The organism is Planktothrix tepida PCC 9214, assembly GCF_900009145.1.
GTDB classification, from domain to species: domain Bacteria; phylum Cyanobacteriota; class Cyanobacteriia; order Cyanobacteriales; family Microcoleaceae; genus Planktothrix; species Planktothrix tepida.
On record NZ_LN889782.1, the window covers coordinates 371,417 to 390,878 of the forward strand.

The following is a 19,462-nucleotide window of genomic DNA, read 5'->3' on the forward strand; positions in this document are numbered from 1 at the left end:
TGAAACTATCAATAAAGGAACAAGAGATAGTATCCTAGTAATTGGAACTTGAGAAGATCACAATCATGAGACTAGAAGAAGCCGTTGAATTTGCAGAAAATCCAGAACCTCGCTGTCCTTGTGTGCTGTTGTTGGATACCTCCGCATCGATGCAAGGGGTTCCCATTGACGCCTTAAACGATGGGCTGATGACCTTTAGAAATGATTTAATTAGAGATGAACTCGCTAAAAAACGAGTGGAAGTGGCAATTATTTCCTTTGATAATCAAGTTAAAATTGTACAGGATTTCGTCACGGCTGATCAGTTTGAACCTCCGGTCTTAACTGCCCAAGGTCAAACCTTTATGGGGACTGCTATTAGTCAAGCGTTAGATTTAATTGCAGCTAGAAAATCAGAATATCGCAATAATGGGATTACCTATTATCGTCCTTGGGTGTTTATGATTACCGATGGTGAACCTCAAGGAGAAACTGACCGGGTGACAGAACAAGCCGCCAGACGCATTCAAGAGGAAGAATTGAAAAAACAGGTGGCATTTTTTGCCGTTGGCGTAGAAGGGGCAAATTTAGATCGGTTGGCTCAAATTGTTCAGAGAACTCCGTTAAAATTGAAGGGGTTAGACTTTCGAGAAATGTTTATTTGGTTATCAACAAGTATGCAAACGGTTTCTCATTCTAAAGTTGATGAACAAGTCGCTTTACCCCCGCCGGGATGGGGAACAGTTTAATAATAGAAAATGTGAGTGTTTAAATACGTTAATCAGTGATAATGAATCAGGTTTGTAATTGGCAAATTATATCGGCATCAGTGACAGGAACCAGTCATGAAAAACAGGATCTCCCTTGTCAAGATGCTCACGGTTTTAAACAGTTATCCCCAGATTTGATAATTCTGGCGGTTGCAGATGGGGCGGGTTCGGCAAAATTAGCAGATTTGGGGGCAAATATTGCTGTAAAAACAGCATTAGAAACCCTAGAAAAACAGATTAATTCTGAGGATAATAATACTAAGGATATCCCTTGGCAAGATTATTTAAAAAATGCCTTAACTGTTGCTAAAACTGCGCTAGAAGCTGAATCTATTAGCCAAGAAATCGAAGTTAGAGAGTTAGCTACTACTTTAATTATAGGTATAGCAACACCGAAATTAGTCGCCGTTGCTCAAGTAGGAGATGGAGCGATTGTTGTGGAAGATAAAGCCGGAAATATTCAGGAATTAACGATTCCCACCAGTGGAGAGTATTTGAATGAAACAGTATTTTTAATTGCTCCCAATGCTATTGAAACAGCACAAATTAACCTCTGGGGAGGACAACCTAAATATTTAGCAACTTTTTCCGATGGGTTACAAATGTTAGCGTTAAAAATGCCTGAAGGAAAACCTCATCATCCTTTCTTTTCTCCTTTGTTTAAATTTGTCGAAAGTATCACAGATGAAATCGATGCCAAAGAACAATTAATTAAATTTTTGCGATCGCCTCGCGTAACCGAACGAACCGATGATGATTTAACCTTAATTTTAGCTAGTTTTAACTCTTAATTGCATTAATCTAATTCATTCGGGTTAATTCCCAAAAGTTAAAAATTAAGCTACTGATGACCCTAAAGCTTAAATTAATTAAGCTGTTAAGCACCTAAATGGGTGATTGGAAAATCGTAAAACCCTTGTGGTGCAGGCGTCCTCTCTCGCTCGGTTATTCAGTTTAAATGCGTAACAGCTTAAGTTATATTTTCTAGTGATTGAGGTTTTTCAATCACTTTAGCAGGTATTCCCATAGCAGTAGCACCAGGGGGAATATCACAAACAACGACTGCATTAGCTCCTATTCTGGCATGATCCCCAATAGTAACAGGCCGTATAATTTTCGCACCAGCTCCAATCTCAACATGACCTCCCATTTTTACGTTGCCCACAATAGTTACTTCTTGCAAAATCGAACAATTAGGCCCAATTGTTGCACTAGCATCAACCACAATTCCATTGGGATGAAACATAAGTAAGCCCCCCTGAATTTGGCAGTTTAAAGGAATATCCGCTCCAGTTACGCAACTCCAAAATCGGTAATTAAGCACATTCCACCCACAGAATAAGTCACCTAGTAACCCACCATAGGATTTCCACTTTTGATATTGACGTATTGATTTCAGGAGTTGACGACTAGGAGACCACCATTGTTGTAATTTTTCCCGTTCCCAATCGGGTTCTGTACTAGAAATTTGATTAACCATATAAAATCGATTGCAAGCCAATTGCCAATATCATACTACAATAACTCCCCACTTGCCGAGGAAATTAATTGAGATGGTCACAAAGTTTCAAACTACAATTGCACGGCTAAAAATATACATGATGTAATCCTTAATGATTTTTAATCTTTTAATGAATTTAACAAACTTTGTTCTTCAGTATTGAGATTTTTCAATCACTTTAGCAGGTATTCCCACAGCAGTAGCACCAGGGGGAATATCACAAACAACGACTGCATTGGCTCCTATTTTAGCATGATCTCCAATAGTAACAGACCGTATAATTTTCGCACCGGCTCCAATATCAACATGACCTCCAATTTTTACGTTTCTCACAATAGTTACTTGTTGCAAAATCAAACAATTAGGCCCAATTGTTGCACTAGGATCAATCACAATTCCATTGGGGTGAATCATAAGTAACCCCCCCTGAATTTGGCAGTTTAAAGGAATATCCGCTCCAGTTACACAACTCCAAAATCGGTGATTAAGCACATTCCACGCACAGAATAAGTCACCCAATAACCCCCCATAGGATTTCCACTTTTGATATTGACGTATTGATTTTAGTAGTTGACGACTAGGAGACCACCATTGTTTTAATTGTTCCCGTTCCCAATCTGGTTCTGTACTAGAAATTTTATGAGCCATATAAAATCGATTGAAAGCCAATTGCCAATATAATACTAAAAATAGCTCCCTACTCGCTAGGGAAATTAATTGATTAGAAGCCCAAGCTTAGAACCAGGGAGCAATAAAAATCTTTAATGCCTTTGTCGTTACTCTTAACCCTTAATCTAATTCATCGGGGTTAATTCCCTTGTTCCATAATCAGGATAGTCTAACGGTAACATAATTCCTGAACCGCCAACCACTAAAAAACTTACAAAACCCCTTTAGAACTAGGAATGGTATTCACACGACGGGGATCAATTTCAACCGCCATTCTTAACGCTCTAGCAAAGGCTTTAAAACCCGCTTCAATAATATGATGGGAATTAATTCCGTCTAATTGACGTAAATGTAAGGTCATTTGACTATTATTAACAATAGCTACAAAAAATTCTCGGACTAATTGAGTATCATACGTTCCGACTCGTTGGGTAGGAATTTCTAACCCATAAGTCAGATGAGGACGACCTGAAAAATCTAAAGCAACTTGAACTAAGGCTTCATCTAAAGGGGCGATAAAATGACCAAACCGAACAATCCCTTTACGATCGCCTAATGCTTTAGCAAATGCTAAACCGAGAGTAATTCCGACATCTTCATTCGTATGATGATCATCAATTTCAATATCTCCAGTCGCTTGAATGTCTAAATCAATTAACCCATGAGACGAAATTTGATGTAACATATGATCTAAAAACGGAACCCCTGTAGACACATTACAGACTCCAGTTCCATCTAAATTAACCGTAACATTAACATCTGTTTCCCCCGTTTTTCGGTGTACTGTTGCGATTCTAGGGAGAACATCTAAATTAGAATTAGAAGTATTAATAGAAGGACGATCACTAATTTGCATAATCAGTTATCAGTTATCAGTTATCAGTTATCAGTTATCAGTTATTAGTTATCAGTTATCAGTTATTAGTTATCAGTTATCAGTTATCAAGAGTTAGTAGTCAATAGCTACTTGTTAATCGGTAGTCCATCAGTAGACAGTTGATGAAGTTTTAACGCTTAACTCTTAAACTGACTACTATAACAGATGCGCCATTGCGGGTCTCTACACTGATAACTGATGACTGATCACTGATAACTGATTACATTCCCATGATGCAATAACCCGAATCGACATACAGAATTTGGCCTGTAATGCCACTGGATAAATCACTACAGAGGAAAGCCGCAGCGTTACCGACTTCGGTTTGGGTAACAGTCCGTTTTAGGGGAGCAATTTCTTCAACATGGTGAATCATCTCTAAAATGCCACCCACGGCTGAAGACGCTAAAGTCCGAATTGGGCCTGCGGAAATGCCATTTACCCGAATGCCCGATGGCCCTAACTCCGCCGCCAAATAACGGACATTCATTTCCAAGGCTGCTTTAGCAATACCCATGACGTTGTAATTGGGAATCACCCGCACACCGCCCAGATATGTTAGGGTGACAATACTACCGCCCTGTGTCATTAAAGGTTTAGCAGCAGCACTCAGTTGTACTAATGAGTAAGCACTAATATCTAACGCGCGGGTAAATCCAGCACGGGATACATTGCTAAAGTCCCCTGAGAGTTCCTCTTTTCCTGCAAAGGCCAGACAATGAATGAGGATATCGATCCGCCCCCACTGGTCGCGGATAGTCGTAAAAAGCTCCTCAATTTGAGCATCGTTCTGGACATCACAGGGCAAAAACAAACTAGGGTTGAGGGGTTCAACCAACTCTTTGACCTTCTTTTCAAAACGACCTTTATCGTCAGGAAGGTAGGTCACTCCGAGATTAGCTCCAGCTTCATGAAGCTGTTGGGCAATGCCCCACGCAATTGAGCGATTGTTGGCAATGCCAGTAACAAGTGCGTTTTTTCCGTTCAAATTCAGCATAATAGACTATTCTATATGCAATTGGTATCCTTCTCAAAGGGATTGATTTGCCTATCCCCCCTAGGGGTGAAGCACACCAGAGGACAATCATTGGTCTGTTTAATTGACCGATGATGCAATTAGCGTAAACTGAAATACGGAATAAATTAGGGCATTGTTAGTGCAAGGGATCGGGTCGTGACGTATGATAGACCGTTAGCAGAAGTGTTCCGCAGCATCGGCGGAGGGGCATTCCCTCCTGTCGTGGAAAGCTTTGAACGGGGTAAGACGATCTTCTTTCCCGGCGATCCGGCGGAGCGCGTCTATGTTCTGATCAAAGGTGCGGTAAAACTGTCCAGAGTCTATGAAGCTGGAGAAGAGATTACTGTTGCTTTGCTTCGAGAAAATAGTGTATTTGGTGTTTTATCTTTAATTACAGGTCATCGGTCAGATCGGTTTTACCATGCCGTCGCCTTTACCTCTGTCGAACTGCTCTCGGTTCCCATTGAACAAGTTGAGAAAGCACTCAAAAGTGATCCCGAACTTTCAATGGTGATGTTGCGAGGGTTATCATCTCGGATTTTACAGACAGAGATGATGATTGAAACCTTAGCCCATCGAGATATGGGATCAAGATTAGTCAGCTTTCTTCTGATTCTTTGTCGAGATTTTGGTGTCCCTGGTAAAGATGGGATTCGGATTGACCTAAAGTTATCCCATCAAGCGATCGCAGAAGCCATTGGTTCAACGCGAGTAACTGTTACCCGTTTATTAGGAGATTTGCGACAAAAAAACATGATCTCGATTCATAAGAAAAAGATCACCGTTCATAATCCCGTTACCTTGAGTCAGCAGTTCACCTAGTTAATGGGGCGTCTATTTCCACACCCAACGAAAGAAAATTCAGTTTAATTGTTAAAGGAAAAACTTACCCTTAAAAGAGGTCGAATCCGTTTAAACTACCGTGTTAAATTTTTGGTATGACCGCAGGAATTATCCTGGTTATATCTATCTTAGTTTTGGGAGGCGTGATTGCCACTGTCAGTGATCGCCTTGGAACGAAAGTTGGAAAGGCCAGGCTGAGTTTATTCAATCTACGCCCCCGCAACACTGCTATGGTCGTGACCATTGTAACGGGCAGTGTCCTTTCCGCATTGACATTAGGGATTTTATTTGCTTCGAGTAAACCTTTGCGTCGGGGTGTTTTTCAAATTGATAAAATCCAAACTCGACTCAATGACGCTCGTAAAGATTTAACTCGTGCTGAAGATGAAAGAAAACGAGTAGAAACGGATTTAGCCAAAGCCAGAGTTGAACTCAAAACCGCAATGGATCAGTTAAATGCGATTAATCAATCGCTACAAACAGCGCAATCACAAGCATTGCAAACAGCAAAAGAATTACAAAAAACTCAAAGTCGGTTGGGAGAACTTCAAAAACAATTGCAAGGAATTCAATCGGAAAAAACGGCAATGGAAGACGAATTGGCGCGAACCGAAAATCGCCTTCAGCAGGTCTTTCAACAAAAACAAAGTTTACAAGCAGAAATTTCCAAACTGAGAACGGAACGTCAAAATCTGATTCAACAACGAGAACAAGTTAAAGCTCAGATTCAAACTCGTGATCGAGAAATTGCTAAACGCGCTCAAGAAATGAAACAGCAAGATCAAGAAATTGAGCAACAGGAAAAACGGATTACAGAACAGGATAAAATTATTGCTAAACGGGAATCTCGACTTCAAGAACTAGAGATAGAACAGGAAAAATTAGAAAAGCAAAAACAAGTTTTAGCTCATCAAGTTGAACTGGTTGAACGAGATTTTCAACTCTTACGAGAAGGTAGTGTTGTCTTAGAAAGAGGAGAAGTTTTAGCCAGTGGATTAGTACATATTGATGATCCTAAAACGGCTCTACAAGCGATTAATACCCTTTTACAAAAAGCCAATGGTAAGGCCATTGAGGCGGTGCAATTAGGGAATACCAACGCCAATCAAGCCCAAGTCATTCAAATTACCAAAGCCGAAGTTGAAGAGTTAATGGATCAAATTGATGATGGTCGGGATTATGTGGTACAAATCATTTCCGCCGCAAATTTTTTAGTGGGTGAAACAAAAGTAGCTGTTTTTACAAAAGCTGAACCTAATCGCTTATTATTTACAACAGGAGAAATTATTGCGGGTACAACCTTTAATCCCTCAACTTTATCTAATGAACAATTACGAAAACAACTGCAACAACTGTTAGATGCTTCTAGTTTTCGGGCGCGTTTTGTTGGGGTTGTTGATGGAACAGTGCAAATTGGGAATGATAGAATGGATACATTAATTCGTTTTTTTCAACAATTGCAAGAGCATAATCAACCCTTAGAAATTCAAGCGGTTGCCGCCGAAAATGCCTATACAATTGGGCCGTTACGACTGGATTTATTAGCCCGTCGTAATGGAGAAGTAATCTTTAGTACCCGACAACAGGAACCCCTTAATAATACGAATGAATTGCTAAATCCATCAATTCCAGAACAGAAGAATTTAGAAAATTCTCCCTCTCAACAAAATTCTATTCAACAGGACAAAAAATAAGATGATTTTAGGTTTTGATCCCGGTCGAGAAAAATGTGGAATTGCTGTGATGGGTCAAGATTCCCAGTTATATTATCATGAGGTAATTTTAGCATCGGATGTTCTTACAACAATTCAATCTCTTTGTCAACAATTTACGATTGATACGGTAGTTATGGGAGATCAAACGACTTCAAAACTATGGAAACAAAAACTAACTGAAATTTTGCCGAAATCTCTATCTATTATTCAAGTTAATGAACGATATTCTACCTTAGAAGCGCGCGATCGCTATTGGCAACTGTATCCACCTAAAGGCTTAACTCGTTTAATTCCTAAAGGAATGCGAACTCCTCCCCGTCCGATTGATGATATTGTTGCGATTGTGTTAATCGAACGATATTTAAACCAGTAAAGGGTGAGTCAAACCTAGAAAACCCACCCCTACTGTTCAACTTAAAGCATCAATTAACGCTTGAACTCGGACTTTAATTTCATCTCTAACTCGATGAAAGGTTTCTAACGGTTGTCCGTCGGGATCATCTAATTGCCAATCTTCAAAAACTTCTTGAATTACCCAATCTTCCGGTAAATTTACACCACAACCACACAGAGAAATCACCGCATCATAATCTTCCGCTTGGAAATTACTTAAAGGATCAGAGGTTTGATTGCTAATATCAATTCCAATTTCATCCATCACTTGAATTGCTGTTGGATGAACCCGACTGGCTTCTAAACCGGAACTGGTAACAACTATCTTTCCTTCCCCTAATGTTCTGGCAAATCCTTCCGCCATTTGAGAACGACAAGAATTTCTTTTACAAACAAACATTACTTTTTTCATGTTCAATCTCCTAATTGATAAATGTTAAAAACTCGAAAAGCTGAATCATTTACATTCGATGAAGATGGACTCCATTAACCGTTTTGCTAATATCACTTAGGGTTTCTTGAATCCCTTTTTCTTTGCGTTCACTGTAACGGTCTGTGAGATAATCCACCTGATCTCGTAGTAATACCGTAAATTTGTAAAGCTCCTCCATAACATCAACAACCCGATCTCGATAAGGGGAATCTTTCATCGTCCCGTCTTCGTTAAATTCTTGGTAAGCTTTAGCCACTGAAGATTGATTGGGAATGGTGAACATTCGCATCCAACAACCTAAAATTCTCAGGGTATTAACAGCATTAAAAGACTGGGAACCCCCACTCACTTGCATCACCGCTAATGTTCTCCCCTGAGTGGGTCTAACAGCCCCAATATTGAGCGGAATCCAATCAATTTGATTTTTCATAATCCCACTGATTTGACCATGCAATTCTGGACTTGACCAGACCTGTCCCTCAGACCACAAACTCAGTTCACATAACTCCTGAACTTTAGGGTGAGTATCCGGTACACTTCCATAAATCGGTAATTCTCGCGGGTTAAAAAACCTGACTTCTGCACCCAATTCTTGAATAATTCGGGCAGCTTCTTCTGCTAATAAACGACTATAGGAACGCTCTCGCAAAGAACCGTATAAGAACAGAATTCGGGGTGGATGATCAAATTGACTCATTGATTTAGACCTTTAAGCAACGAGGATCAAATAAGCTGGCTTTTTCCGGTTCTCTGGGAAACCAAAAGGCTGTTTTTTTACAAATTTCGACCAACATTAACATCATAGGAACCTCAATTAATACCCCCACAACCGTTGCTAAAGCCGCGCCAGAATTTAAACCAAATAAGGTTACGGCTGTGGCGATCGCAACTTCAAAATGATTACTCGCCCCAATTAATGCAGCAGGTGCGGCATCTTCATAGGACAGTTTCAATTTTAAAGCAGCCACATAGCTAATCAGAAAGATAAAATTGGTTTGGATGAATAACGGAACTGCAATCAACACAATATGCAAAGGATTATTAACAATTAATTCTCCTTTAAAAGCAAACAGTAAAACCAAAGTCATCAAGAGTGCAGAGATAGCAATGGGGCTTAAATAGTGCAGAAACTTTTGTTCAAACCATTGCTTACCCTTATTTTTTAAAATCCAATATCGGCTATACATTCCCGCAGCTAAAGGTAAGCCAACATAAATTAAAACCGATAGAAAAATTGTAGCCCAAGGAACCGTTAAGGAATGAAAAAGTAATAACTTGATGGGCTTCAGGTATAATGAAGTATAGGCACTGATGGCAGATTTTACAAAAATTGAGAGNATAGATAAATAAGGGGCGAGCTAGGGGTCGATATTTTTCAGCGTCCGTTGGATTTTGAGAAGGCATAATCGGCCCTGAACCCTTTTGGTTATCAATGGCTAATGCTTTTAACGCCTCTGATTTTTTCTGATAATAAGCATAACCAAAATAGCCTAATCCATTGGGATCATTAATGATAGCTTGTTCAATAATTTCATCATCCTCACTGGCTTGATAATCCGTGCGACTAGCTCCTTCTGTTCCCACAATTGCGGCGGTAAAATAATCATAAGTTCCTGAATCTTTACCGGGGCCATAGAGATTAATCGGTTGGTTTGGCCAAGAAGCTCGAATTTGATTCCAAGTTTTAATTTTTCCTTCTGCTTGGGGTTCCCAAAGTTTCTTTAATTCCGCAACGGTGATATCCTGAGCCCAGGTATTTTTAGGATTAACTACAACGGTCAACGCATCAAAAGCAACAGGTAATTCTAGATAAGAAATATTATTTTTTTTACACACTTCAATCTCTTCTTTTAAAATGGGTCGAGAAGCATTATTAATGTCCGTTTCTCCAGCACAAAATTTTCTAAAGCCACCTCCTGTTCCTGAAAAATTAACTGTTATATCTATATCAGACGGACTCTGAGCATTGTAATCTTTAACAATTGTTTCAGTAATGGGATAAACGGTACTAGAACCATCAATATGAATGGGTTTTGTCTGTTGGGTCTGACCTGGACTGCACGCCAAAAGCAGGGTAGAAGTCCCAACGGCTAAAGCTAAGGTTTTGAGAGAACTGGGCAATTTTGATAGTCTAGGAGTCATAAAGTATCCCCTGTGACAGTTAGGGTTAGGCATATTAAAATCATATCAATTTTTTTTGATATGTCAAGTTAAAAAAAGGTTAAAAATCTTTTATAACCCCTAAAGATGCTGAATAAGCCTGAGTCAGATGAGGAAAATTGTTATTGCTAATTTACCTTAATCATCTAATCTTTAAATGATTGATTAAAACTTAGGTAACTGCCATAATTCCGGTTGAAATTCACTCAGAGAATTGAGAATTTGATCCGCTTCTTTATAAAGAGATTGATCCATATCTGATGCGGGAACAGCAACTACTGACATTCCTGCCACTTTCGCTGCGGAAACCCCTGCTAAAGCATCTTCAAAGACTAAACAGTTTTCAGGTTTTGCCCCTAAACGTTGGGCAACTAATAGGAAAATATCGGGAGCAGGTTTACCATTTTTGAGTTCAGGATCATCCCCCCGAACAATTTCTTGAAATACAGAAAACCAGCCTTGATGACTTTGGGTTTTAGCCGTAAACGGACGAGTTCCTGAACTGGTCGCAACCGCTTGCGGAATGTTATGAAAAGCGAGATGTTGAGTCAGATGAACGGCTCCGTCCAAGGGCAAAACATGGGGGTATAATTCATAAATAATCGCGTCTTTTTGTTTTAGAAATTCTTCAACGCTGAGAGATAAATCTAACTCTTGAATCAGAAGTTTTGCTGAATCATGGGATTTTCTGCCCCTAACTTTGCAACTCAAACTATGTTCAATCGTTTTACCATAACGGTGAGCAACGATTTGATTTACTCTAGCATGAAGGGGTTCTGTGTCTAACAGTAGACCATCTAGGTCGTAAATAACATGAGTAATTTTTTTAAAGTTAGGCATTGGTGCATGGATAAAGCGTTAAAGTTATTATGAAGGAAATTGATCCATAAATCAAGTCTCAGGATAGGCGGAAATCTTAGAGATAGATTAAGGATAAAAATCAAGAAAAGTTGAACTTAACACTTTTCCCTTATGCTTTTAACAGCCAAGATTGATGACAAGTCCAGGACTGCTCAAGATGTCTTTGATAAAATCTTAATTCCCAATCTACTTGAGCTTGGGGATTAATTCTAATTTGAGCTAGATGTTTTAATTGTTCAGCGTGTTCGGGTTGAAATTCATACGCTAAACTCAAATGCAGCCAAGTTTTTAATCGTAAGGCTTCAAGACGAGTGGGTGAATTTGCTAATTGAGCAAAATGAATCATTAGAGAGGGAATTCCTTCAGTTTTTAATTCTAAACCATACCAATGAGTTTGAAAGGTCATTTTTATGACATCAAGTTTAAGCGGTGTTGCCGTTGATTTTGCAGTATTGTAAGCCGTTTCTAATGCTTGAATATACACATTAATGGATGATATTTCATCGTTAAAAAATCCGGTTAAGGTACAATGGGGCATATAATTATGGGCTGCATTAAAGCCACATAAATCTAAACTTTCTTGATAAAATGCTTGAATTTGTCCAGCTAATTCACCTTGAGGACAAGCATAAACAATAAATTGACTTGATGACATCATATTTTTGATTAAGAAACGTGTTGAGATTGATCGCCATCTAACTCGATAAAAACCGATTCAAATTCTATTTGCTTTTCTAATAATAGAAGCCAAACTCGCTGGGTATTGATTGAAAAGGGAGTATGGTATAACTTTAACATGATGAATGTGTCCTAAAACAAATCATAGAACTATTATAAACCCCTTGATGAAATTATTCTCATGAGTACCGGATTGTTATTAAAGTCTAGGGATCGGTAAAAAATTAGATAATTTGATGACAAGACGCTAACAGATGCTAAGATTATTAAAGATATCTTGATCGGTCTAACCCCCGACTCTTTATTTAATTGCTGATTTGGAATGAGCCTTAATCCTGTCCCGATGCACCTTCAAGTTGCTGAACGAATTCGACACAATATTAAACAAGGAATTTATCGAGTTGGAGAGCAATTACCTCAAGAAAGTTTATTAAGTCAATGTTTTAATGTAAATCGTCATATTATCAGACGAGCGATCGCTTGTTTAAAAAGTGAAGGCGTGTTAAATACCGAACCAGGGCGAGGGATTTTTGTGACTAAGAAACCGATTATTTATCCTCTAGGGAAACGAGTCCGTTATAATGAAATTCTGATTAATCAAGGCTTAGAACCTAGTTTCCAATTGTTAAAATGTATAGAAATTAAAGCGGATCTTTTAGTGGCTAATCATTTAGAAATTCTCGTGGGAGAATCCGTTGCTTGGATTGAACGTTTAATGTTTGCCAATAATGTACCGATTTCTATTACAAGTAGCTATTTTCCCCTAGACTATTTTCCGAATTTGTTAGCCTATGAAGCCCAAATGTGGTCAATTTCCCGACTCCTGAGAGAAATCTATGGCTGTGATCATTTACGGCGAAATACGTGGATTTCTTCTCGCCTTGTTGATGCTGACGATGCTCAATTATTGCACATATCAACAACCAGTTCTATTTTACGAGTTGAATCAATTAATGTCGATCAACATAATCATATTATTGAGTATGGAATTACCCGCTTTCGAGGGGATCAAATCGAACTAGGTTTAGGATCTCAATGTCTTTCCCTATAATATTATTATATTATTATTAAGTTTATTTACAATAATTTTCAAGCCTAAATTGGGGTACATCATAAAGGTTTTAAGTTAAATTTAAGTTAAAATAGTTTAATTTTGGGTAAAAATTAAAACTTGATAAACAAAAGATGATTTTTATTGAGAAAAAATAAAATTTGTAAAATTAATTTAAAATTAAGCTTTGAATTTTACACAAAACCCCCTTGACTTTGAGCCAGTTTTTATCTATGATTAAAACTTAATTGTTAAACAAACAAAACAATTAAAATTAGCAGTGTTTGGATACAAAGATGAGACTAACTCCAGATTTTTCTGATCGAACTCAGGTTGATCATTGGGAGACTCAGATGCCTTGTGTATCGGATCAAGCTCAATTGGAAGCGTTTGCTACGGATATCACTCAAATCTTTAGCTTAGAAACCGATGGAAGACTGTCTCCAAAGCAAGCCTATAGCCAAATTAAAACCTTGATGACTAAATTAAAAACTCAGGTGATAGGAGACTAAACTGAATTTTAGAAACCTGATTACAGATGAAGAGTTATAAATTTTGATCACGAAGATCAGTTCTACTTTTTCGTGCGATAGATTGCAGAATAAGACCAGTACAATAAAGATTAGAACCCGTATATTTTTAAAATGGAAATCAATACTCATCCTCAAACCCAAACTTTAGGATATTGGGCTGTAAAAGCGATTCAAAAACATCTGGAAAAAGTCATAAGTCATGAATCTGATGTTTTAAAAGATGATGATCCTGAAGAACTCCATCAAATGCGCGTGGGAATGCGACGGTTACGTTCAGCGATTGTTGGCTTTGCTCCAGTTTTAGACTTACCCGAATCGGCTGAAGATGAAAAAATAGGTAAGATTGCACGGCGTTTGGGGAAGTTACGAGATTTAGACGTATTATTAGAAACCTTACAAAACCATTATTATCCCCATTTACCCTCATCAGAACAAGAAATCCTAGATAAAATATTAATGAGTTGGGTGAAACAACGTCACAAAGCCTTTCGACTTGTGGAGTGGGTTTTAGACCATAAAACCTATAAAAACTTGAAAGAAGATTTACAAAATTGGATCAAAGAACCTTGTTTTACTCCACTGGAAAAGCTACCCATTAATGAAGTTCTTCCCGATTTATTACTCCCCCAAATCAGTGAGTTATTCTTACATTCCGGTTGGCAAGTGGGTGAAGATCAAGTTAACCCTATTTCTTTGGAAACTTTAGAAGAAATTTTAGATAAACAGGGAAAATCTTTGCATAGCTTAAGAAAGCAAGTTAAACGAGTGCGTTATCAAATGAATTTATTTACGGATTTCTATTCTTCTACCTATTCCAACTATTTAGAAGATATAAAAGCGATTCAGGAGTGTTTAGGTGATATTCAAGATAGCATGGTTTTAGGAGAAAAAATAGCCGAAGAGATACCCTCCAAAATCAACTCCAAACTCCCAACTTTTATGAGCGTATTAGCCCAAAATCGTTATGAATCTTGGCAAAAATGGGAACAATTACAACGTCAGTATTTAAAGCCGGAAACTCGTTATCAATTTCGATCAGAATTGCTGCATCCTGTTACAGAAACAGGAAACCGTAAAGATGAGAAGGAGGAAGAATAACCTTCTTCCCATCTCTAAAAATAAATTTAAGGTTGAGTTTTAGGTGCAGTATTCGGCTGGGTTGTTGGGGTTTTAACTTTAACAAAAATATCATAACGACTGGTGCGATCATTTAGAATAGCTGTTGTTAATCCAATTGATTGAATCGCATCAATCCAGATTTTTTGCTGAGGGGGAAGTTGAGGTAATGATAAGGTTCTGACATTCGGATCAAACACTCGTTCAACATTCATAAAAAAGTTACCATTGTTGGGGTTAAGTCCCATCGGAATACTTTGTTGAAATACTGGGTTAGAGGTAATAGGAACCGAAGGTAAAGGAACAATTTGATCCGCAACTGATCCCCCCAAAGTGATATAAGCCACATTTCCGTCTAACCAACCCCGAGTTACCACAAATCCTCCAAAGGGAGAAACCCATTGCATTGCGGGTTGATCTTTAATTTTAACTTCACTCACCTTAAATTGTTTATTCTTCATCACCTCATCTAACTGGGTAAACGTTTTATCGGTTGCATTGCGATCAGAAACTTTTACCATTAATACTAATCCCGCCACAAATCGTTCTAAAGCTCTGGGATTTGGAGTTGATGGAATTAAAGATAAAGCAAATTCTCCATTCATCCCCTTGAGAACATCCTTTTCTAATTCCATCCCCGTTGCAGATTTAAAACTAGAACTCAAAACTTGAGGATTAAATGGTGCGATGGGATTAGCATTTGCACCTTGGGTATAATCTTCCCAAACTTGTTTTAAATTACTTCCAGAAACCATGATTAATGTATTTTCTGGAATTTGTTTGAGGATGTCTTGCGCTCTATTCTCAACGGTAAATTTTTTCTGACTATTGGGTCTTAACCAAGACACGGCTTTAAACCCAACACCTTGAGATTCTAAATTAATATTAGTTGCTAATCCTTGATGTTGTTGAACTTGTTCTAAATTTTTCTCAGGAATGGGATTTCGAGAACGGTAAGATGCCACTGTGGTAGCGACGGGAATATTGAGATAAACTTGAGCAAAGGGATTTCCGGTTTTAATCGTATCCAAAGCCGCCGCATATCCTGGAGTTCTCGCTAAAGAACCTGAACCCCGATAGGTATCAATGGCGCGTTCTGTTGCATTGGGATCAGTTGTCACCACTAAGAAATCCTGTCCCAAAACCGCAATAGAATAATTTTGTTTGGGATTTCCTTTGGTTTCAATAATATCAATTCCTCGATAAGATCGTTGAGTAGTTTGACCTTGAGGTAAGGTTTTCGGTTGTGATAATAATTCTTTAGCTTTGGCGGGGTTAGCAATCGGAAATACTATCACTGTCGCTTGTTGATTTAAGGTTGTGGATGCTTCCGTACTGGGAGGAGTTCCTGATAGTAAACTAGAATTTGGTAAAAAGGCAATCATCACTTCTTTTCCGACCCAAGGCTGAATATCTTTCTGATAATCATAGCCATTCTCGGTTAATACCCGATTTTGCCAATCGTTCAAGACTTGTTTTAACGCGGCTTGAGATTGGGGTGTACCATATTGCTTTAATTTGTCCCATTGTTGGGTATCTGTGGACAGAGATACAGCCACCATTGCTTCGGAGGGAACAACATTTGCACCGAGGGGAACACCTTCTAAAAATTTACGCGAAACTAAGGTATAGTAAGCGGCAATTCCACCCCCAACAAGCAGTACCGCAACTCCCACCGTTAAAATTAAATTAGGTTTTATTTTTTGCATGATAATAGCAACGATGGCTGTAGGCAACCAGTAAACAATAATGATTGAGTATCGAGGGAGATTTTAACCCAGGGGGTTGCACTTTGCAAATTCATCACCGGGTAGACGCTTTTTCATCTTCAGGATGGGAAACACTATTAAACCAACCTCGTCGCCAGAAGAAAAAGAATAAGGCTAAAGCAATTATAAACATCAAGGTCAAACAGACCGGATAACCCCAATACCAATTGAGTTCAGGCATATTTAAAGGGGAAGTATCCGGGTTAAAATTCATTCCATATACCCCAGCCACAAAGGTTAGAGGAATAAAAATCGTTGAAATTACGGTGAGTAACTTCATAATTTCATTCATTTTATTGCTCATAGAAGACATATAAATTCCCATTAAATCGGACGATAACTCTCGATAAGTTTCGACCATATCTCGAACTAAAATTGTATGATCATAACAATCTCGTAAGTAAACCCGAACCTCTGGGCTAATTAAATCACTTCCATCTCGAATTAACACATTAATGGCTTCTCGTTGCGCCCAAATTGCCCGTCTAAGGGTAAATAAATCTCGACGAATACTATAAATTTTAGCTAGATTTTTAGGAACTGGATTAAAGACAACCTCGTCTTCTAATTCTTCTAAAATATCTCCATATTCTTCTAATACAGGGAAAAATCCATCAATAATGGCATCTAAAATCGCATAAGCTAAATAATCGACTCCTTGTTTGCGAATAATCCCTTGATTATAACGAATGCGATCGCGCACAGGTTGTAAACAATCATATTCTGCTTCTTCCTGTACCGTTAGCAAATAATTTTTGCCTAAAATAATACTAACTTGTTCTTTATGTAGTGGATCTTCACCTGGCTTAAGAGTTACCATCCAGGCAACAATCACCAGTTGATCATCATATTCTACCACTTTAGGACGTTGGGGAACATTCACCACATCTTCTAAAGCAATGGGATGTAAATTAAACACCTTTGCCATTCGTTCCCAAGTGTCTTGATTTCCTAATCCTAAAATATCTAACCAAGAAACAGAATGAGTATCTAAATAAGGCGCACATTCTTCCGGTGTCGTTAATTTTAAACGAGTCGCCATCCCATCGTTATAATCAATTAAAACCATCTCCGGTGGCGGATCATCCGCTTCCACATCTAATGTTCCGGGGGGTGTACCCGGATCATCATAAAAATAATCTAAATTTGATTCTTCTTCTTCCTCATCCTCATCTTTTACAGAATCAATCGCGGCTGTTGAAAGTTTCATACTATGGGTCATAACCAGTTCCCCAGAAGGTGAATTGAATGGGTTTACAAGTCAAAAAACTAATGCTAGTTTATCGATTTTTCTTGAGAATATAGTACAACAGAACTAAAATTATTTACATTTTAACTCAAAATCATAAAAAGTTTTTTATGATTATTTATAAAATTTTAAATTCTCTTAAAGCAGGTAAAAAGTTTTTATTTTCATGGCTAGGACGGCTCAACTTTAGTAAAGCAAATCGTTGTAATTGCGTTAAATTCTGCCAGTGTTTTAACGTGATCTCAACCCCCATTTCCTCTGCTTTTTGCTGCACAATATCCGGTAATTCAGTAGAATCTAACCAAAGTGGATGATCATCAATCGGTAAATCCTTTAATGGGATATTAGTATATTGTTCTGCTAATTGATACAATAAACTCCGATATCCTGCCATTTCTTCTGGTGTACTCATCGGATTTTCTACTAATTGTTGACGAACCTCATGGGGAAATTTATTCCAATGTTCTAACTTCAATTTAACCCCGCAGCTATCCAGTTTATACCGCACAACCATCGGAATACAATTCAAAGCTTTAACAAAATCCTGTTCAAATTCAAACAAATTGTTCATATTACGAATTACGAATTACGAATGGGGAATGGGCAATGAATAGGCAATAGGCAATAGGCAATAGGAAACAGAAATTTCTCCCCTCGCTTCCCCTGCTCCCCTTGTCCCCTTGTCCCCTTGTCCCCTTGTCCCCTTGTCCCTACTTCTGCTCTGGATGCGCCGCTTCTGGGGAAGTCGCTCCCATCTTATTAATCCTATAAATCATTTGATATAATCGTCCAACACGACGTTGATTAAAATGGAACATTAGACGCGGTAAGCCTTCGGTTTCGCCCCCTATCTCTTCAGGGAAAGCTTCCGTTTTCTCAATTCTTCCTTTAGATAAGATATCGTGAAACTCGGTATTGAGTTGTTCCACTTGCTCATTTGATAATTCCGATTTTAAGCGCATTACAAACTTATCTTTAACGTGGCGACTTGAATGATAAACTCGATAGAAATTAGCGATCGCTTCACAAGCCACAGACAAATCATCCGTAATCGTATAAAAACTTGGATCATCCGGTGAAATCAATCCCCGATTGAGCATTTGTTTTTCAATAAATTGATGTAAATCGTACCAATAATCCCCCCCCGGACGATCCACTAAAATCAATGGAGCAGGGCCAAATTTTCCCGTTTGAATTAAGGTTAAACATTCAAAGGTTTCATCTAACGTCCCAAACCCCCCTGGAAACATCGCTAAAGCATCACTTTCACGCAAAAAAAACAGCTTGCGCGTGAAAAAATATTTAAACATAATTGCTTTTTTATTCCCTTCAATATACGGATTTGAAGATTGTTCAAAGGGAAGTTGAATATTTAATCCAAACGATAAATCCAGACCTGCACCCTCATTTCCCGCCTGCATAATCCCACCCCCACCCCCAGTTAAGACCATAAATCCTTGCTGGGTGACACATTGGGCAAAATCTGCTGCCATACGATACTCTTGAGTATTAGCCGAAATGCGAGCCGAACCAAAAATACAAATTTTGCGAACATGGCGATAGGGATAAAAAATTTGAAACCCTCGTTCTAAGTCCAGCAAAGAGGCGGAAATAATTTTCCAATCCAGAGTCTCAAATTCCTCCCCAGCCATGTGAACTAGGCTTGAAAGTGCTCGTGAAATCCACTTCTTATGCTTTAAATTCGGCAGTTGATCAACTAACTGAATAATATCTGCTTGTAGAGAATCTACCGCTTGGCTAATGTCAGAGGAGTTCATACGATTTTATCACTTACAACAAAGCACCTCAGACCCAAAGTTCCAAGGCGCAACACCCGTGAATAATGA

At 38.4% G+C, this 19,462-nt stretch carries 22 protein-coding genes and 1 pseudogene; 8 read left to right on the plus strand and 15 right to left on the minus strand.

What is annotated here, in order from left to right; genetic code table 11:
- The first annotated feature begins 65 nt into the window (after positions 1–65).
- Both PL9214_RS04575 and PL9214_RS04580 read left to right on the plus strand, forming a co-directional pair.
- Complete coding sequence (locus PL9214_RS04575; protein ID WP_072717663.1) at positions 66–728, plus strand: vWA domain-containing protein; 663 nt, start codon at positions 66–68, stop codon at positions 726–728.
- Between the two features lie 41 nt (positions 729–769).
- The gene (locus tag PL9214_RS04580; protein ID WP_072717664.1) at positions 770–1,540 is read left to right on the plus strand and encodes a PP2C family serine/threonine-protein phosphatase; all 771 of its coding nucleotides are present in this window, start codon (positions 770–772) and stop codon (positions 1,538–1,540) included.
- Positions 1,541–1,719: 179 nt separating this feature from the next.
- On the opposite strand, the gene PL9214_RS04585 is transcribed toward PL9214_RS04580, so the two are convergent.
- The 4 genes from PL9214_RS04585 to fabI form a co-directional block, all read right to left on the minus strand.
- Complete coding sequence (locus PL9214_RS04585) at positions 1,720–2,229, minus strand: serine O-acetyltransferase (protein WP_072717665.1); 510 nt, start codon at positions 2,227–2,229, stop codon at positions 1,720–1,722.
- Between the two features lie 174 nt (positions 2,230–2,403).
- Complete coding sequence (locus PL9214_RS04590) at positions 2,404–2,898, minus strand: serine O-acetyltransferase (protein ID WP_072717666.1); 495 nt, start codon at positions 2,896–2,898, stop codon at positions 2,404–2,406.
- A 232-nt stretch (positions 2,899–3,130) separates the two neighbouring features.
- On the minus strand, positions 3,131–3,775 hold the full coding sequence (gene hisB / locus PL9214_RS04595; protein WP_072717667.1) for an imidazoleglycerol-phosphate dehydratase HisB: 645 nt from the start codon (positions 3,773–3,775) through the stop codon (positions 3,131–3,133).
- A gap of 241 nt (positions 3,776–4,016) precedes the next feature.
- Positions 4,017–4,793: an enoyl-ACP reductase FabI gene (gene fabI, locus PL9214_RS04600; RefSeq protein WP_072717668.1), complete on the minus strand. Its 777-nt coding sequence runs from the start codon at positions 4,791–4,793 to the stop codon at positions 4,017–4,019.
- Between the two features lie 177 nt (positions 4,794–4,970).
- On the opposite strand from fabI, the gene ntcA reads away from it, so the two are divergent.
- From ntcA to PL9214_RS04615, 3 genes are all read left to right on the plus strand, one after another.
- Entirely contained in the window at positions 4,971–5,636 is a 666-nt protein-coding gene (gene ntcA, locus PL9214_RS04605) for a global nitrogen regulator NtcA (protein WP_072717669.1), read from the plus strand.
- Between the two features lie 116 nt (positions 5,637–5,752).
- Positions 5,753–7,351 carry a DUF3084 family protein gene (locus PL9214_RS04610; protein ID WP_072717670.1) on the plus strand — a complete coding sequence of 533 codons (1,599 nt, stop codon included), beginning with the start codon at positions 5,753–5,755 and terminating at the stop codon, positions 7,349–7,351.
- 1 nt (position 7,352) lies between these two features.
- Entirely contained in the window at positions 7,353–7,745 is a 393-nt protein-coding gene (locus tag PL9214_RS04615; protein ID WP_072717671.1) for a pre-16S rRNA-processing nuclease YqgF, read from the plus strand.
- Positions 7,746–7,781: 36 nt separating this feature from the next.
- Here the strand turns inward: PL9214_RS04615 and arsC are convergent, their stop codons facing one another.
- The 7 genes and pseudogenes from arsC to PL9214_RS04650 form a co-directional block, all read right to left on the minus strand.
- Positions 7,782–8,177 carry an arsenate reductase, glutathione/glutaredoxin type gene (arsC, locus tag PL9214_RS04620; RefSeq protein WP_072717672.1) on the minus strand — a complete coding sequence of 132 codons (396 nt, stop codon included), beginning with the start codon at positions 8,175–8,177 and terminating at the stop codon, positions 7,782–7,784.
- 49 nt (positions 8,178–8,226) lie between these two features.
- Positions 8,227–8,895: an arsenical resistance protein ArsH gene (gene arsH, locus PL9214_RS04625; RefSeq protein ID WP_072717673.1), complete on the minus strand. Its 669-nt coding sequence runs from the start codon at positions 8,893–8,895 to the stop codon at positions 8,227–8,229.
- Between the two features lie 4 nt (positions 8,896–8,899).
- Positions 8,900–9,472 (minus strand): annotated as a pseudogene (locus PL9214_RS04630) (arsenic resistance protein); the annotation flags it as partial.
- A complete protein-coding gene (locus PL9214_RS04635; RefSeq protein WP_439331525.1) occupies positions 9,378–10,373 on the minus strand; it encodes a PstS family phosphate ABC transporter substrate-binding protein in 996 nt (331 codons plus the stop codon). The pseudogene PL9214_RS04630 and the gene PL9214_RS04635, both read right to left, overlap by 95 nt.
- A 150-nt stretch (positions 10,374–10,523) precedes the next feature.
- Positions 10,524–11,198 carry an HAD-IA family hydrolase gene (locus PL9214_RS04640; RefSeq protein ID WP_072717675.1) on the minus strand — a complete coding sequence of 225 codons (675 nt, stop codon included), beginning with the start codon at positions 11,196–11,198 and terminating at the stop codon, positions 10,524–10,526.
- A 130-nt stretch (positions 11,199–11,328) separates the two neighbouring features.
- The gene (locus PL9214_RS04645; RefSeq protein ID WP_245824173.1) at positions 11,329–11,877 is read right to left on the minus strand and encodes a hypothetical protein; all 549 of its coding nucleotides are present in this window, start codon (positions 11,875–11,877) and stop codon (positions 11,329–11,331) included.
- Between the two features lie 8 nt (positions 11,878–11,885).
- Positions 11,886–12,017, minus strand: a complete 132-nt coding sequence (locus PL9214_RS04650; RefSeq protein ID WP_083579881.1) for a glutathione S-transferase N-terminal domain-containing protein — start codon at positions 12,015–12,017, stop codon at positions 11,886–11,888.
- Positions 12,018–12,219: 202 nt separating this feature from the next.
- Between PL9214_RS04650 and phnF the strand changes: the two genes are divergently transcribed.
- From phnF to PL9214_RS04665, 3 genes are all read left to right on the plus strand, one after another.
- A complete protein-coding gene (gene phnF / locus PL9214_RS04655) occupies positions 12,220–12,948 on the plus strand; it encodes a phosphonate metabolism transcriptional regulator PhnF (protein ID WP_072717677.1) in 729 nt (242 codons plus the stop codon).
- 296 nt (positions 12,949–13,244) lie between these two features.
- Complete coding sequence (locus tag PL9214_RS04660) at positions 13,245–13,460, plus strand: DUF7219 family protein (RefSeq protein WP_072717678.1); 216 nt, start codon at positions 13,245–13,247, stop codon at positions 13,458–13,460.
- A 132-nt stretch (positions 13,461–13,592) separates the two neighbouring features.
- Positions 13,593–14,579, plus strand: coding sequence for a CHAD domain-containing protein (locus tag PL9214_RS04665; protein ID WP_072717679.1), 987 nt, complete (start codon positions 13,593–13,595; stop codon positions 14,577–14,579).
- A gap of 26 nt (positions 14,580–14,605) precedes the next feature.
- Here PL9214_RS04665 and PL9214_RS04670 read toward each other — a convergent pair whose 3' ends face one another.
- The 4 genes from PL9214_RS04670 to PL9214_RS04685 all read right to left on the minus strand — a co-directional run bounded on the left by PL9214_RS04670 (position 14,606) and on the right by PL9214_RS04685 (position 19,393).
- Positions 14,606–16,306 (minus strand): DUF3352 domain-containing protein, encoded by a 1,701-nt coding sequence (locus tag PL9214_RS04670; RefSeq protein WP_245824174.1) that lies wholly within the window; start codon positions 16,304–16,306, stop codon positions 14,606–14,608.
- A 94-nt stretch (positions 16,307–16,400) separates the two neighbouring features.
- Entirely contained in the window at positions 16,401–17,588 is a 1,188-nt protein-coding gene (corA, locus tag PL9214_RS04675) for a magnesium/cobalt transporter CorA (protein WP_072717680.1), read from the minus strand.
- 145 nt (positions 17,589–17,733) lie between these two features.
- Positions 17,734–18,186 carry a nitrate reductase associated protein gene (locus PL9214_RS04680; protein WP_072717681.1) on the minus strand — a complete coding sequence of 151 codons (453 nt, stop codon included), beginning with the start codon at positions 18,184–18,186 and terminating at the stop codon, positions 17,734–17,736.
- Positions 18,187–18,325: 139 nt separating this feature from the next.
- Complete coding sequence (locus PL9214_RS04685; protein WP_072717682.1) at positions 18,326–19,393, minus strand: LOG family protein; 1,068 nt, start codon at positions 19,391–19,393, stop codon at positions 18,326–18,328.
- Positions 19,394–19,462: the final 69 nt, after the last annotated feature.

What these genes read in the sequence shown, in the direction of transcription:
- PL9214_RS04575 (WP_072717663.1), top strand. Translation starts at nt 66, where the DNA reads ATGAGACTAGAAGAAGCCGTTGAATTTGCAGAAAATCCAGAACCTCGC.
- PL9214_RS04615 (WP_072717671.1), top strand. Translation starts at nt 7,353, where the DNA reads ATGATTTTAGGTTTTGATCCCGGTCGAGAAAAATGTGGAATTGCTGTG.
- arsH (WP_072717673.1), bottom strand. Translation starts at nt 8,895, where the DNA reads ATGAGTCAATTTGATCATCCACCCCGAATTCTGTTCTTATACGGTTCT.
- PL9214_RS04610 (WP_072717670.1), top strand. Translation starts at nt 5,753, where the DNA reads ATGACCGCAGGAATTATCCTGGTTATATCTATCTTAGTTTTGGGAGGC.
- PL9214_RS04585 (WP_072717665.1), bottom strand. Translation starts at nt 2,229, where the DNA reads ATGGTTAATCAAATTTCTAGTACAGAACCCGATTGGGAACGGGAAAAA.
- PL9214_RS04650 (WP_083579881.1), bottom strand. Translation starts at nt 12,017, where the DNA reads ATGTTAAAGTTATACCATACTCCCTTTTCAATCAATACCCAGCGAGTT.
- PL9214_RS04660 (WP_072717678.1), top strand. Translation starts at nt 13,245, where the DNA reads ATGAGACTAACTCCAGATTTTTCTGATCGAACTCAGGTTGATCATTGG.
- PL9214_RS04590 (WP_072717666.1), bottom strand. Translation starts at nt 2,898, where the DNA reads ATGGCTCATAAAATTTCTAGTACAGAACCAGATTGGGAACGGGAACAA.
- PL9214_RS04665 (WP_072717679.1), top strand. Translation starts at nt 13,593, where the DNA reads ATGGAAATCAATACTCATCCTCAAACCCAAACTTTAGGATATTGGGCT.
- PL9214_RS04645 (WP_245824173.1), bottom strand. Translation starts at nt 11,877, where the DNA reads ATGATGTCATCAAGTCAATTTATTGTTTATGCTTGTCCTCAAGGTGAA.
- hisB (WP_072717667.1), bottom strand. Translation starts at nt 3,775, where the DNA reads ATGCAAATTAGTGATCGTCCTTCTATTAATACTTCTAATTCTAATTTA.
- PL9214_RS04670 (WP_245824174.1), bottom strand. Translation starts at nt 16,306, where the DNA reads ATGCAAAAAATAAAACCTAATTTAATTTTAACGGTGGGAGTTGCGGTA.
- PL9214_RS04680 (WP_072717681.1), bottom strand. Translation starts at nt 18,186, where the DNA reads ATGAACAATTTGTTTGAATTTGAACAGGATTTTGTTAAAGCTTTGAAT.
- PL9214_RS04640 (WP_072717675.1), bottom strand. Translation starts at nt 11,198, where the DNA reads ATGCCTAACTTTAAAAAAATTACTCATGTTATTTACGACCTAGATGGT.
- arsC (WP_072717672.1), bottom strand. Translation starts at nt 8,177, where the DNA reads ATGAAAAAAGTAATGTTTGTTTGTAAAAGAAATTCTTGTCGTTCTCAA.
- PL9214_RS04580 (WP_072717664.1), top strand. Translation starts at nt 770, where the DNA reads ATGAATCAGGTTTGTAATTGGCAAATTATATCGGCATCAGTGACAGGA.
- corA (WP_072717680.1), bottom strand. Translation starts at nt 17,588, where the DNA reads ATGACCCATAGTATGAAACTTTCAACAGCCGCGATTGATTCTGTAAAA.
- PL9214_RS04685 (WP_072717682.1), bottom strand. Translation starts at nt 19,393, where the DNA reads ATGAACTCCTCTGACATTAGCCAAGCGGTAGATTCTCTACAAGCAGAT.
- fabI (WP_072717668.1), bottom strand. Translation starts at nt 4,793, where the DNA reads ATGCTGAATTTGAACGGAAAAAACGCACTTGTTACTGGCATTGCCAAC.
- phnF (WP_072717677.1), top strand. Translation starts at nt 12,220, where the DNA reads ATGAGCCTTAATCCTGTCCCGATGCACCTTCAAGTTGCTGAACGAATT.